Source organism: Rhizobium sp. LC145 (assembly GCF_001005825.1).
GTDB lineage: Bacteria > Pseudomonadota > Alphaproteobacteria > Rhizobiales > Rhizobiaceae > Neorhizobium.
Map to the genome: position 1 here is coordinate 343255 of NZ_LBHV01000008.1, position 12890 is coordinate 356144.

The 12890-nt window shown below is 62.7% G+C and carries 17 protein-coding genes and 1 tRNA gene; 7 read left to right on the forward strand and 11 right to left on the reverse strand.

Annotated features, from left to right (window positions below):
- Positions 1 to 11 precede the first annotated feature (11 nt).
- Entirely contained in the window at positions 12 to 254 is a 243-nt protein-coding gene (locus tag YH62_RS21750; RefSeq protein WP_046796360.1) for a type II toxin-antitoxin system VapB family antitoxin, read from the forward strand.
- Positions 254 to 652, forward strand: coding sequence for a type II toxin-antitoxin system VapC family toxin (locus tag YH62_RS21755; protein WP_046796361.1), 399 nt, complete (start codon positions 254 to 256; stop codon positions 650 to 652). Before YH62_RS21750 ends, YH62_RS21755 begins: the two co-directional genes overlap by 1 nt.
- A gap of 9 nt (positions 653 to 661) precedes the next feature.
- On the opposite strand, the gene YH62_RS21760 is transcribed toward YH62_RS21755, so the two are convergent.
- The 7 genes from YH62_RS21760 to YH62_RS21790 form a co-directional block, all read right to left on the reverse strand.
- Positions 662 to 1540, reverse strand: a complete 879-nt coding sequence (locus YH62_RS21760) for a 3-hydroxybutyryl-CoA dehydrogenase (RefSeq protein WP_046796433.1) — start codon at positions 1538 to 1540, stop codon at positions 662 to 664.
- A gap of 140 nt (positions 1541 to 1680) precedes the next feature.
- Positions 1681 to 2610 carry an electron transfer flavoprotein subunit alpha/FixB family protein gene (locus tag YH62_RS21765; protein WP_046796362.1) on the reverse strand — a complete coding sequence of 310 codons (930 nt, stop codon included), beginning with the start codon at positions 2608 to 2610 and terminating at the stop codon, positions 1681 to 1683.
- 28 nt (positions 2611 to 2638) lie between these two features.
- Complete coding sequence (locus tag YH62_RS21770; RefSeq protein ID WP_046796363.1) at positions 2639 to 3385, reverse strand: electron transfer flavoprotein subunit beta/FixA family protein; 747 nt, start codon at positions 3383 to 3385, stop codon at positions 2639 to 2641.
- 140 nt (positions 3386 to 3525) lie between these two features.
- Complete coding sequence (locus YH62_RS21775) at positions 3526 to 4269, reverse strand: rhomboid family intramembrane serine protease (protein WP_046796364.1); 744 nt, start codon at positions 4267 to 4269, stop codon at positions 3526 to 3528.
- Positions 4270 to 4296: 27 nt separating this feature from the next.
- Positions 4297 to 4875, reverse strand: coding sequence for a cob(I)yrinic acid a,c-diamide adenosyltransferase (locus YH62_RS21780; RefSeq protein ID WP_046796365.1), 579 nt, complete (start codon positions 4873 to 4875; stop codon positions 4297 to 4299).
- A 10-nt stretch (positions 4876 to 4885) separates the two neighbouring features.
- Positions 4886 to 5089, reverse strand: coding sequence for a twin transmembrane helix small protein (locus YH62_RS21785; RefSeq protein ID WP_046796366.1), 204 nt, complete (start codon positions 5087 to 5089; stop codon positions 4886 to 4888).
- Positions 5090 to 5114: 25 nt separating this feature from the next.
- A complete protein-coding gene (locus tag YH62_RS21790) occupies positions 5115 to 5948 on the reverse strand; it encodes an SDR family oxidoreductase (RefSeq protein ID WP_137326710.1) in 834 nt (277 codons plus the stop codon).
- A gap of 66 nt (positions 5949 to 6014) precedes the next feature.
- Between YH62_RS21790 and YH62_RS21795 the strand changes: the two genes are divergently transcribed.
- Entirely contained in the window at positions 6015 to 6980 is a 966-nt protein-coding gene (locus YH62_RS21795) for a YihY/virulence factor BrkB family protein (protein ID WP_082118447.1), read from the forward strand.
- Here the strand turns inward: YH62_RS21795 and gluQRS are convergent.
- Positions 6918 to 7799, reverse strand: a complete 882-nt coding sequence (gene gluQRS / locus YH62_RS21800) for a tRNA glutamyl-Q(34) synthetase GluQRS (RefSeq protein ID WP_046796368.1) — start codon at positions 7797 to 7799, stop codon at positions 6918 to 6920. The two genes, YH62_RS21795 and gluQRS, sit on opposite strands and share 63 nt — an antisense overlap.
- A gap of 47 nt (positions 7800 to 7846) precedes the next feature.
- Here gluQRS and YH62_RS21805 point away from each other — a divergent pair, with 47 nt between their 5' ends.
- A complete protein-coding gene (locus YH62_RS21805) occupies positions 7847 to 8488 on the forward strand; it encodes a DNA-3-methyladenine glycosylase (RefSeq protein ID WP_046796435.1) in 642 nt (213 codons plus the stop codon).
- 102 nt (positions 8489 to 8590) lie between these two features.
- A complete protein-coding gene (locus tag YH62_RS21810) occupies positions 8591 to 9148 on the forward strand; it encodes an HNH endonuclease (protein WP_046796369.1) in 558 nt (185 codons plus the stop codon).
- 9 nt (positions 9149 to 9157) lie between these two features.
- Here YH62_RS21810 and YH62_RS21815 read toward each other — a convergent pair whose 3' ends face one another.
- Positions 9158 to 9664 carry a disulfide bond formation protein B gene (locus YH62_RS21815; RefSeq protein ID WP_046796370.1) on the reverse strand — a complete coding sequence of 169 codons (507 nt, stop codon included), beginning with the start codon at positions 9662 to 9664 and terminating at the stop codon, positions 9158 to 9160.
- A 295-nt stretch (positions 9665 to 9959) separates the two neighbouring features.
- Here YH62_RS21815 and mog point away from each other — a divergent pair, with 295 nt between their 5' ends.
- Complete coding sequence (gene mog, locus YH62_RS21820; RefSeq protein WP_046796371.1) at positions 9960 to 10481, forward strand: molybdopterin adenylyltransferase; 522 nt, start codon at positions 9960 to 9962, stop codon at positions 10479 to 10481.
- Positions 10482 to 10508: 27 nt separating this feature from the next.
- Here mog and YH62_RS21825 read toward each other — a convergent pair.
- Positions 10509 to 10593: transfer RNA gene (locus YH62_RS21825), tRNA-Leu, on the reverse strand.
- Between the two features lie 234 nt (positions 10594 to 10827).
- Between YH62_RS21825 and YH62_RS21830 the strand changes: the two genes are divergently transcribed.
- A complete protein-coding gene (locus tag YH62_RS21830) occupies positions 10828 to 11568 on the forward strand; it encodes a hypothetical protein (RefSeq protein ID WP_046796372.1) in 741 nt (246 codons plus the stop codon).
- 41 nt (positions 11569 to 11609) lie between these two features.
- Here YH62_RS21830 and YH62_RS21835 read toward each other — a convergent pair whose 3' ends face one another.
- Complete coding sequence (locus tag YH62_RS21835) at positions 11610 to 12890, reverse strand: GNAT family N-acetyltransferase (protein WP_082118448.1); 1281 nt, start codon at positions 12888 to 12890, stop codon at positions 11610 to 11612.

Genomic DNA, 12890 nt, shown 5'->3' on the forward strand with positions numbered 1-12890 from the left:
GGAGCATGGTCATGACACTTCAAATCCGCGACGCCCGAGCCCGCGAACTTGCGCGGAAGCTGGCGGAAAGGCGCAATATCACGATGACGACCGCCGTCATTCAGGCGCTCGAGGAAGAGCTGCGTCGGGAAAACACGAAAACCAATCTGGCCGATAGAATTGCGCGGATATCAGCCGATCTCAGATCGCAGGCAGGGCCTAACGGGAGATCGATCTCCAAGGAAGAGATCGATGACCTTTGGGGCCATTCCTGATGTTCATCGATACGTCTGTCATTGTGGCGCTGTTGGCCGATGAGCCGGATGCCGCAGCCTATGCCGAGCGGATCGGTCAGGCTGCCGATTGCTTCACGTCAGGCCTGGTCGTCCTTGAGGCCTCCATGCGACTTGCGACCATGCTCGATATCGACCCCGTGGTGGTCGAAACGCGTGTCAGGGCGTTGATGGAGGAGGCGGATATCGCGATGTTATCCATCGACGGGATGATCGCCACGGCGGCCGTTCGCGCTTTCGCGGAATACGGAAAGGGGCGAGGCCATCCCGCTCAGCTCAATCTGGCCGATTGCATGTCCTACGCATGCGCGAAGGTTCATGACCTGCCTTTGCTGTTCAAAGGGAATGATTTTCCCCACACGGACATCGCGGCTGCCTGACCGCTCGCATTACCGCGTCGGGACAGGCACTTCCCCGCGATAATCGTAAAAGCCGCGGCCGGACTTGCGGCCGAGCCAGCCAGCTTCGACATATTTCACCAGCAGCGGGCAGGGGCGGTACTTGCTGTCTGCAAGTCCGTCATGCAGCACCTGCATGATCGAAAGACAGGTGTCCAGGCCGATGAAATCGGCAAGCTGCAGAGGCCCCATCGGGTGGTTGGCTCCGAGCTTCATGGCGGTATCGATCGCCTCCACCGAGCCCACGCCTTCGTAAAGCGTATAGATCGCCTCGTTGATCATCGGCAGAAGGATGCGGTTGACGATGAAGGCCGGGAAATCCTCGGCCACCGTCACCGTTTTTTCAAGCGTGGCCACGAAATCCTTGGCGGCCTGGAAGGTGCTTTCCTCTGTGGCGATGCCGCGCACCAGTTCCACGAGCTTCATGATCGGCACGGGATTCATGAAATGGATGCCCATGAAGCGCTCCGGCCTGTCGGTAGCGGAGGCGAGGCGGGTAATGGACAGTGAGGACGTGTTGGTCGCCAGCATGGCCTCGGGCTTCAGGACGGGGCAGACCTGCGCATAGATCTTGCGCTTGACGGCCTCTTCCTCCGTGGCGGCCTCGATCACCAGATCCATCGGCGCGAGATCGTTGATATCGGCGGAACCGGAAATGCGGGAAAGCGCTGCCTGGCGATCCTCGTCAGAGAGCTTGCCGTTGGAGACCTGGCGGGCAAGGTTGCCGTTGATGGTGGCGAGCGCCGCCTCGATGCGATCCTTCGAAAGGTCGTACATCTGCACCTTGTAGCCGGCGATCGCACTCACATGCGCAATACCGCAGCCCATCTGGCCTGCTCCGATGATGCCGATATTCTTCAAGGCTACCATGCTCGCTCCCTCGTCTGCGCCCCAGCCGCGCATCCCATGTCTATCATGAAAATGCCGGACTGCGGTGATGCAGCCCGGCAGATTGTTATTCCGCTGGCAGGCATTTTTCCAGTTTTTTCGCGTTTGCGAAAGGCCCGTTCTTAGAGAGCCTTTTCAAGCTGCGGCAGAATCTCGAAGAGGTCTCCGACGATACCGTAGTCGGCGACCTGGAAGATCGGCGCTTCCTCATCTTTGTTGATGGCGACGATGACCTTCGAATCCTTCATGCCGGCCAAATGCTGGATGGCGCCGGAAATGCCTGCGGCGATATAGAGATCGGGCGCCACCACCTTGCCGGTCTGGCCGACCTGCCAGTCGTTCGGGGCATAGCCCGCATCGACCGCGGCGCGGGAAGCGCCGACCGCCGCACCGAGCTTGTCGGCGACGGGCAGGATGACTTCCTTGAACTTCTCCGAGGAGCCGAGCGCGCGGCCGCCCGAAATGATGATCTTCGCCGAGGTGAGTTCGGGGCGCTCGGAAGAGGAAAGCTCGTCCGACACGAAGCTCGATATGCCCGGATCGGCGGCAGCCGAAACGGTTTCCACCGGTGCCGAGCCGCCTTCCGCCGCAGCCTGGAAGGACGCGGTGCGCACGGTGATGACCTTCTTGGCGTCGGTCGCCTGCACGGTCTGGATGGCGTTGCCGGCATAGATCGGCCGCTTGAACGTGTCGGGGCTCACCACTTCGACGATTTCCGAGACCTGGGCAACGTCGAGAAGGGCGGCAACCCGCGGCATGACGTTCTTGGCCGCAGCGGTCGCCGGAGCGACGATCGCGTCATAGGAGCCGGCGAGCGAGACGATCAGATCGGCAAGCGGCTCGGCAAGCCGGTTGGCGAGACTGGCGTCGTCGGCGAGCAGCACCTTGGAGACGCCGGAAAGCTTGGCGGCCTCGTCGGCTGCGGCCTTTGCGCCGGAACCGGCCACGAGAATGTGGACGTCACCGCCGATCTGGGACGCTGCGGCCAGCGCCTTGGCGGTCTGATCGTTGAGGTGGGTGTTATCGTGTTCTGCCAGAAGAAGAATGGCCATTATCTTGAATCTCCCTGTCTCTTCCGGATTAAAGCACGCCGGCGGTCTTGAGTGACGAAACAAGTTCCGCCACATCCTTGACCTTGATGCCTGCCTTGCGGCCGGAAGGCTCCTCGGTCTTCAGCACCTTCAGGCGCGGCGCGGTATCGACGCCGAAATCGGCCGGGCTCTTCTTGTCGAGCGGCTTCTTCTTGGCCTTCATGATGTTCGGCAGCGAGGCATAGCGCGGCTCGTTCAAGCGCAGGTCGGTGGTCACCACTGCCGGCAGCTTCACTTCGATCGTTTGCAGGCCGCCGTCCACCTCGCGGGTGACCTTGGCCTTGCCGTCAGCAATCTCTATCTTGGAAGCGAACGTCGCCTGGGCGGAGCCCAGCAAGGCCGCCAGCATCTGGCCGGTCTGGTTCGAATCGTCGTCGATCGCCTGCTTGCCGACGATAATGAGGCCCGGCTGCTCGGCCTCGGCTACACCCTTCAAAATCTTGGCGACCGCCAGCGGCTCGACCACGTCGTCCGTCTCGACCAGGATCGCGCGGTCGGCCCCCATGGCGAGCGCCGTGCGCAGCGTCTCTTCCGCCTTTGCAGGACCGATCGACACGACGACCACTTCCTCGGCTTTGCCGGCTTCCTTCAGGCGCAGGGCCTCCTCGACTGAAATCTCGTCGAACGGGTTCATCGACATCTTCACATTGGCAAGCTCGACGCCCGAACCATCCGGCTTCACCCGGATTTTCACGTTGTAATCGACCACGCGTTTTACTGGGACGAGGATTTTCATGGGGTCCTTCCTTGAACGTTCTCCTGCCGCAAGATGCGGCTTCTCCCGTCTATCCGATATTCAATGGGCGACATGGATAAGCATTTTTTCCCCGAAGACAACGAGGTTTTCGCAGTCCGCCATGCTCTTTTCTCATGACGCTATTCGGCCAGGGGCGCGCTGGGAATGCTCGTCTTGGTCTCCATCGCCCGTGGCTTGACCAAGGTGCGGTCGAAAAGCGGCACACCCTTGCGACGCATGACGAGGACGAGGAGCGCGCCGGCCAGAATGCCGCCCACATGTGCACCCCAGGAGATCATGCTGTCCAGATCGAAAACCAGCATGGCGAATTGCTGGGCGATCCACAGCGCCAGCGGAATGAAGGCCGGCAGCGGCAGCGGTATGCGGAAAAGCACGAGAACCCAGACCCGCACGCGCGGATGCAGCAGGAAATAGGCGGCGACGACCCCGGATATGGCGCCGGATGCGCCGATCAGCGGTCCTTCCGAGGTCGGGGCGACGAAGCCGTGCACCAGGGCGCCGGCCGCCGCGCAGAGCAGGTAGAAGATCAGGAAGCGAAAATGCCCCATCGCATCCTCGACATTGTCGCCGAACACCCACAGGAAGAGCATGTTGGAAGCGAGATGCCAGAAATCGAGGTGCAGGAAGGCATAGGTGATGAAGGTTGCGTCGTCCGGCACGATCACCAGCGAGGGGTCGAGCACGGCATGATCGAAGACGACCGCCGGGATGAAGCCGAGGCCGAGGGCCGCGAGGTTGGCGATGTTCTCTGGTGAGACGACTGCGACCAGCCAGACCAGCACATTGGCGAGAATCAGGCCGATCGTCACGTATTGGACGCGGATATATTTGAGGTCGTTTCTGTCGTGGAGCGGGATGAACATGCGTTTTCTGCTTTCTCCCGCCTCGTTTCAGCGGTTCTTGCCAGGGACCCAGAGAATGTCGGCCTTGCCACCGCCATTCATGTATCTCGCCGCTACGAAAAGGAAATCCGAAAGGCGGTTGATGTATTTGAGCGCCGGCCGGCCCACACTCTCGCCCTTCCGGCGGGAAAGTTCCACCGTCAGCCGTTCGGCCCGCCGCGCGATGGTGCGCGCGAGATGGAGATAAGCTGCGGCGGGACTGCCGCCCGGAAGCACGAAGGAATTCAATGGATCGAGGCCGGCGTTGAGCTGGTCGATCTCGGCTTCCAACCGCTCCACCTGAGCGTCCACGATCCTCAGCGGCTCGTATTGCGGCTTCTCGCCGGTGTCGGGGGTGGCGAGATCAGCCCCGAGATCGAAGAGATCGTTCTGGATGCGGAAGAGCATCGCGTCGAGCTCTCCTTCCCCGATCGTGTGAAGGCGCGCCACGCCAAGCGCGGAATTGACCTCGTCCACCGTGCCGAAGGCCTCGACCCGCAGATCGTGCTTTTCGCGGCGCGGCCCCGAGACCAGCGCCGTGGTGCCGCTGTCGCCGGTGCGGGTGTAGATCTTATTGAGCTTGACCATCAGCCATCCTTCAGCTCGGCCGCCCGCCGCCGGTCAACCAGAGCGTGAACATGATGAGCACGATCGCGATCGCCTGCAAGAGCAGACGCATCTGCATCAGCTTGTTCGATTTGTTGCCGCTGCCGCCCTTGAGCATGTTGAACAGTCCGCGAATGAGGACGAGCACGACAAGGCCCATGACGAGAAGGGTGGCGATGGTGGCGAAACTGGACATCTGGGATTGCAGCCTTTGATCGTGATCAGTCCACCCGGCGCATCAGCTTGTAGAAGAGCGTTGCGGGAAGGAGCCGTTTCAGAAATGCGCCCTGCTTGGCGGGCGTTGTGACAAGATAATGCGGCTTGGGGCGCGGCGCGGTCAAGGCGTGCTTCAGCACGTCGTAGACTGCTTCCGGGCCGAGCTTATGCCGGTTTGCCGGTCCGGAACCGTTCAGGCGCTTTAGCTGCCGCCGGTACTCATCGGCATGGGCGGAATTTTCCAGATCAACATGCTCATGAAGCTTGGCGAGGGCATTGGCCGTGAAGCGCGAGGCGATCGGTCCGGGCTCGATGAGGCTCACATGGATGCCGCTGCCTTCGAGTTCCATGCGCAGCGTCGCGCTCAGGCCTTCGAGGGCATATTTGGAGGCGATGTAGGCGCCACGATAGCGATAGGGCAGCAATCCCAGGATCGAGGAACATTGCACGATACGGCCGTGCCCCTGGCGCCGCATGATCGGGATCGCCCGACGCGTCAGCTCGTGCCAGCCGAAGAAATTGGTGTCGAACTGCGCCCGCAGCACTTCGGTCGAAAGATCTTCCACCGCGCCCGGCTGACCGTAGGCGCCGTTGTTGAAGAGGGCGTCGAGCCGCCCGCCGGTGCGTTCCCGCACCGTCTCGACCAGAGCGACGATGGTCTCCGGCCTGGTATAATCCATCAACAGGGCTTCTATGCCGTCGGCTTCGAGCGGCCCGGTGTCTTCCGGTTTGCGGACAGTCGCGAACACCCTCCAGCCATCCTTTGAAAGCGCCCGGGCGCAATATGCGCCGATGCCGGAAGAACAGCCGGTGACGATGATGGACTTTTCCCCAGGCAATGCGTTCTCCCTGTACAATCGGTCCCGATTTCCCATATTCCGGAGGAAGTTACAACGGAGTCCCAAGTGTCGGAAGAAATCCGCCCGTACCGCTGGTACAGCCTTGCCTACAAGGTGCTTTACGACGCCTATTGCCACTTCAACGAAGACGATGGCTGGGCGCTGGCAAGTCATGTGGCGCTGTCCGGATTGCTGGCGCTCTTCCCCTTCCTGATCTTCGGCACGGCGCTTGCGGGCTTCCTCGGGGCGGATAAATTCTCGGAGACGGCAGTCCATCTCCTCTTCGATATCTGGCCCGCCGATATCGCCGATCCGCTGGCGCGGGAAATCCAGCGGGTGCTCACCATTCCCCGCGGCGGGCTTCTCACCGTCTCGGTGCTTGCGGCGGCCTATTTCGCCTCGAATGGTGTGGAGGCGCTGCGCATTTCTCTCAACCGAGCCTACCGGGTGCAGGAAACGCGTTATTGGTACGTGACGCGCCTGGCCAGCCTCGGCTACGTCATCGTGGCCGTCGTCATCTTCGCCGTCATCAGCATCGTGCTGGTCGCCGTGCCGGTGGCGCTGCGCTTTGCCGAAACCCGATTTCCCTGGCTGGCGGCTGACCTTGCCGTCGTCTCCAGTTGGGGCCTGTTCGGCACGGTGCTGGTGCTGGCCATTGGCCTCGTTTTCTCGCATAAATGGCTGCCGGCCGGATCGAGGCGGATCATCGACGTCCTGCCGGGCGTGGCGTTGACCCTGCTTCTCTGGTCGCTCGGAGCCTATCTTTTCGCGTCCTATCTCGCGACTTTCGCCAATTATGCGGCCACCTATGCCGGCCTCGCCTCGATCATGATCGTGCTGGTCTTCCTCTACATGGTCGGCGTGATCTTCATGCTGGGAGCGGAGGTCAACGCGGCGCTGATGAAGTATCGCGTCTATTCCGTGGTTTCGAGGGTGCGCAGCCGCAGCAGGCGCCGCGAAATGCTAGCCTCAGAGCCCGACGAGGTGGCGGATGTCGAGGGGCGAAAGCCCCTGAAGTCGCAGAGCCGCTAGACCGGTCGCCCCTTCGCTCTTCGCCAATTTTCGGCCATCTTCGCCCAGCACCAGCCGGTGGTGGTGGTAAAGAGGCTCGGGAAGGCCCAGAAGCTCCTGCAGCAATCGATGGACCGCGGTCGCCTCGAAGAGATCGAGCCCCCGCACCACGTGCGTGATGCCCTGAACGGCGTCGTCCACCGTGACCGACAGATGGTAGCTCGACGGCGCATCGGAGCGCGACAGTACCACGTCGCCCCAGATTGCCGGATCGCAGGCAATCTCGCCTTGCGGCCCGTCGCCGGTTTCGCGGAAGGTCAGCGGCTTGCCGAGCAGTTCCAGGGCCCTTCCCATGTCCAGCCGAAACGCATGACGCAAGCCTTTGTCCATGAGGGCCTTACGCTCGCCCTCGCTCCTCAGCCTGTCATCTTCCGGATAGAGCGGCGAACCGTCCGGATCGCGCGGCCAGGTCTTTCCCGCCGCCTCGAAAGCCGCGACCCTGGCCTTTACCTCGCCGCGGGTCATGAAGGCCGGGTAGACGAGGCCCATTGCGTGCAGCTGTTCCAGGGTCGTGCGATAGGTATCGAAATGCTCCGACTGCCGCCGCACCGGCTGTTCCCACTGGAGCCCCAGCCATGCGAGGTCCCGGTAGATCGCCTCTTCGAATTCCGGCGTCGAGCGGGCAAGGTCGATATCCTCGATCCGCAGCAGAAACCGACCGCCGCTCGCCCTTGCCATGTCGTAGTTCAGAAGCGCCGAAAGAGCATGGCCAAGGTGAAGCAGGCCGTTCGGGCTTGGCGCGAAACGATAGACGGGTTTATCAGAGGGCGTGACGGGCATGATTTTTCTTCTGCCATGCTTTCGAGGAAACGGCCATGGGAAAGCCGATGACGATCATTCGCGACCATTCGCATATCGAGGAGGGGCTCGAAGCCCTGGCCGGCATCGATCCGCGGCTTTCCGCCATCATCGAGGTAGCGGGGCCGGTGCCGCTGCGGCTGCAGGAACCCGGCTTTGCCGGGCTTGCCTCCATCGTCGTCTCGCAGATGGTCTCGAAGGCGAGCGCTGCGGCCATCTGGAGGCGAATCACCGCCGCGGGTCCCGTGACCGCCGCCAGTTACCTGGCCCACGATCCTGCCGTGGTGGCCACCTTCGGCCTTTCACGGGCGAAGGCCGCAACGCTGATCGGTCTCTCTAGGGCGATTTCCGAAAACAGCCTCGATCTCGAATCGATCGGCCGCATGGAACCCCGCGACGCCATAACGGCACTCATTCGGCTCCCAGGCATCGGACCATGGACGGCGGAGGTCTATCTGATGTTCTCTGCCGGACATGCCGATATCTTTCCCTCGGGAGACGTTGCCCTGCAGGCTTCCGTCGCCCATGCCTTCGGCCTGGAGGCGCGTCCCTCCTCGAAAAAACTGGCGGAACTCGCGGAAATCTGGAGCCCGTGGCGATCGGTCGCAGCAAGGCTTTTTTGGGCCTATTATGCGGCGCGGATGCGGCGGGACGTGACGCCGCTGCCGTGACTGCGGACGAGAGTTATCTATCTGCATTTATTGGCTTCACAATCCTGTAACAACGGACCTAATATAGAAGATACGGAAGCCGAATCGGGTAGGAGCGTCACGTTGACGATCGCAGTCTCCCCGCAGGCCCTGCCGGCGCTCGTCTTGAACGCCGACTACCGGCCGCTGAGCTATTATCCCTTGTCGCTATGGTCCTGGCAGGACGCGATCAAGGCGGTTTTCCTCGACCGAGTGAATATCATCGCTGAATACGAGCATTCCGTCTCGTCACCCAGCTTCTCGATGCGGCTGCCGAGTGTCGTCAGCCTCAAGACCTATATCCAGCCGACCCGCAATCCGGCGTTCACGCGCTTCAACGTCTTCCTGCGTGACAAGTTCGAGTGCCAGTATTGCGGCCATGACGACGACCTGACCTTCGACCATGTGATCCCGCGCGCCCATGGCGGCGAGACGACCTGGGAAAACGTCGTGGCCGCCTGTTCGCCCTGCAATCTGAAGAAGGGCAGCAAGCTGCCGAAGCAGGCGGGCATGTTCCCGCATCAGAAGCCCTATCAGCCCACGGTGCAGGACCTGCACAACAATGGCAGGCTCTTCCCGCCGAACTACCTGCATGAAAGCTGGATGGACTATCTCTACTGGGATACCGTGCTGCAGCCCTGATCCGTGCTCTTACGCTCTCTTCGCGCCGACGAAGGCAATCGCCGCCAGGATGAGGCTTGCGATGACGTTCCAGCCCGCGAACGAAAGACCAAGCACGCGCAGCGCTGCCTGCGTGCAGGAGGGGCCATGCACCGCGTTCAGGTCGTCGAGTAGGCTGCCGGCATTGGTGGTCATGGCGCCGCCCCCGCCGCAGCTCGCCGGGCCTTCCCAGAAGCCCCACTCGACGCCCGCATGAAAGACGCCCATGCCGGCGCCGACCAGCATCATCACGCCGACGACGGCGAGAAGCGCGCGGATGATCCAGGCTGGCAGGCCAAGCGCGGATGTGGCGATCGCGGCAATGCCGACGGGGATGCCGTAGTAATAGGGGTCGCGCTGGAGCAGGCAGAGCGCGCAGGGGATATAGCCGCCGATATGCTCGAATGCGAGCGCGCCGCCGACCGCCGCCGCCATGCCGAGCGTCACGACGAGAGGGAAACCGATGCGGGACTTGGCGGTCATGACTGCAAGCGCCATTCGCTTCTCCTGAAATTTCATCTGGCCGTTGGGCGGCTGAAGTTCCCTTAGATCACATGGGAATGCGCTGTAAATGTGTGCCGATGACGCAACTGGGCCGGTGCCGCCAATTTTTCGTGAGGTGCCGCAACGATCGGGCCGATTTCGATTTCCAGCGAAACGAGACCCCGCTCTTCACATGTTTCCACCCTTCACATGTTATTGTCACCGAATACGCGAGCACGGTTGCCTGGCTCCGGCAGATCGTAGAGGATGAGCGGGTATCGCAAAACCGTCCGACAGATTGGAATAAGCCTTGAAGATTGCCGTCGTCACGATTTCCGACCGCGCCAGCCGCGGCGAATACGAAGATCTGAGCGGTCCGGCGATTGCCCAATGGCTGGCGGCGGCGATAGTGACGCCTTACGAACTGGTTCGGCGCATCATTCCCGATGGCATGGCGTCGGTACGCGATACGGTGATCGATCTTTGCGACAGCGAGCGTTGCGACCTGGTTCTGACGACGGGCGGCACGGGCCCGAGCCCGCGCGACGAGACCCCGGAAGCCATGCGCGCCGTCCTGGAGAAAGAGCTGCCGGGATTTGGCGAACTCATGCGGCGCGCCAGTCTCGAACAGACGCCCACCGCCATTCTTTCGCGGCAGACCGCGGGCACGCGCGGCAAATCCTTCATTCTGAACCTGCCGGGAAAGCCTGCTTCGATCGCCATGACGCTCGATGCGGTGTTTCCGGCCATTCCCTATTGCCTGGATTTGATCGGCGCCGGACGGATCGAAACCGATCCGGCGGTCGTCAAGGCGCACCGCCCGCAAGGTTGAAACTTTCGATGTGATATCCGGAAGCTTTGGTGCGGGCGGTCGGACTCGAACCGACATGTCTTGCGACGGCGGATTTTGAGTCCGCTGCGTCTACCAATTCCGCCACGCCCGCGCCGAGATGGTGCCAAGGCCTCTATCATGCAGCGGCGCTCGCGCGCAAGTGCAGGCACGAACGATCTTTGTCGAGGCTGAAGCGTTTCATCCGGCGACATGTGTTCCTTCGCCTTAGACGATCCTTAATGATGATCTCAGGTTGCATCCCGATTGCTGAAACAAGGGGGGATTTGGCGAGTTCTCCTCGCGCTTAGTCCGGCAATGGATGCCGGGTTCCAGGAGGATGGAGATCATGCGGAAATCTCTTCGTATCATGTTTTTGTCGAGTTGCGTCGTTCTTCCTCTGGCCGCATCGGGCTTTGCCCAAGGCCTGTCGATCGGCGGAGAAAACGGCTTGAGCGTCGGGGTGGATACCAGCGGCGGGCTCGGGGTCGATGCGTCCCTCGGCGGCTCCAACGGTGTCAATGCGAGCGCCGATGTGGGGGGGCGAGACAGCCTCGCGGATGTCGATGCCTCGGTCGGCGGGCGGAATGGCGTCAACGCCGATGCGAATGTGGGTAGCCGCAGCGGCGGCGGCCTCGGCGCGACCGCCAATGCATCCGTGGGTGGTTCGAACGGCATCAATACCGGTGCCGATGTCGGTATCGGCGGACGTGACGGCGTGGATGCGGATGTCACCGCTTCCGTCGGCGGGCGCGACGGGATCAATGCAGGCGTCGGCCTGGGTATCGGTTCCGGCGGCATCGATGCGGATGTGGATATCGGCATCGGCGGTCCCGGTTCGGGTGGTCCGGGCAATGGCGGACCTGGCAACGGCGGACCGGGTAACGGTGGCCCCGGCAATGGCGGTCCCGGAGCCGGCGGACCGGGTGGAGGCTCCGGCCTGACCCCATCGCAGCGGCAGGCTTTCAACGGCATGTCGCGGGCCGAGCAGCGCAGGCTTCTTTATCGCTGCGCCGATATAACGGCGAACGGCGGCGATGCGGCGCTGGTCAGCCTCTGCAGGATGCTGCGGACGACCGCATCCCGCTAAATGATCGCGTCACGGGCTCGCCGCAAACAGGCGGGCCCGTGTCACTCCGCCCGGCCGGCCATCGAGAGGATCTTCTGGCGGAGCATTCGCGCCATGTTGCGCGTGTTGCGGTAGAGGTGAAGCTGGGCCGCCACCTGCCGCACGTCGCGGTCGCCGTTCTCGGCGAGCCCGATGACGAGGCTTCCCATCTCCTCGCGCTCCTCCCAGAAGCGGCTCATGATCGGGTGATCCGGCACGGCGCAGCTATCGGTGCGAACGATATTGGCGTCCTCGAGATGCCACTCGGTCAGCTTCATCATCAAGAGCTTGCCCGGAGAATAGCGGGCGAAATTCTCGTCATAGGCCGTCTTCCAGGTATAGGCCTCGCCGGCCATGAGGAAGACGATCAGGGATGCGATGGCGCGCCCCTCGAAATCGAGGGTGTGAATGCGCACCGCATCCACCTCGGCGAGATTGGTGATCGCCTCGCGGGCGAAGGCCGAGCGGTAGCGGTCGTTGATCAGTGCCGAGCGCTTGCGGCCCTTCCAGCCTCGGGCTTCCAGCGCCAGGAACTCTTCCATCCGCAGACGGACCTCTTCCGGCTGACGGGCCACGCTGTAGTCGAGCCTACCTTGCCGGCCGAGCTGGCGCCACAGGCGTCGCATCTCCCGTAGATGATGGGCGGAGACCGCCCGCTTGAGATAGGCTTCACCATCGAGGTCGCTTGCGAGCATCGGCCGGGTGAAGGCGTCGGTGAGCGTGATCGGCAGGTTCCGCCCGATCGCCACTGCCCTTGCGAGCTGGGCGAAACGGCCGTTCGGGCGGATATCCGGCATGACCAGCACGGAGGGCAGGCGCGCCTCGCGCCGGGCCAGCCCTTCCAGCAGGTTGTCGATGGTTTCAGCCGCGTCCTCGGCATCCACCAGCGGCGTGCCGAGCGGGCCGAACGGGTTGGCCCATACGCGGATGATCGAGGCGCCGACGGAAAAGCCCGGCCTTTCCACGGTGAACGGCATGAGCAGCCGCATGCGGCTCGCCGCGCCGCTCTCGTCGCGGATGAGCGCGAGCCGGACCTGCTTGTCTTCGACCCTCGGCATTGCGGGGACGAGCAGGCGGGCGCTGAAGAAGATGTTGGGCTCCATCGCGCGGTTGGAGAGGAATTCCAGCTCTTCCTGGAGATCGTAGCCGAACGCAGCCGGATAGAGGCAGAGCTCGCGGCCCGACCGGCCGACCTGCATGCGGGCGTCGGCATCCGGACGCTCGGGTCGGAATGGCTGGCCGAGCGCCGGAAGGAGGGCGCTTCCATTTCTGTGGGGATCGCCGCCGGTCGGGATTTCAGCCAT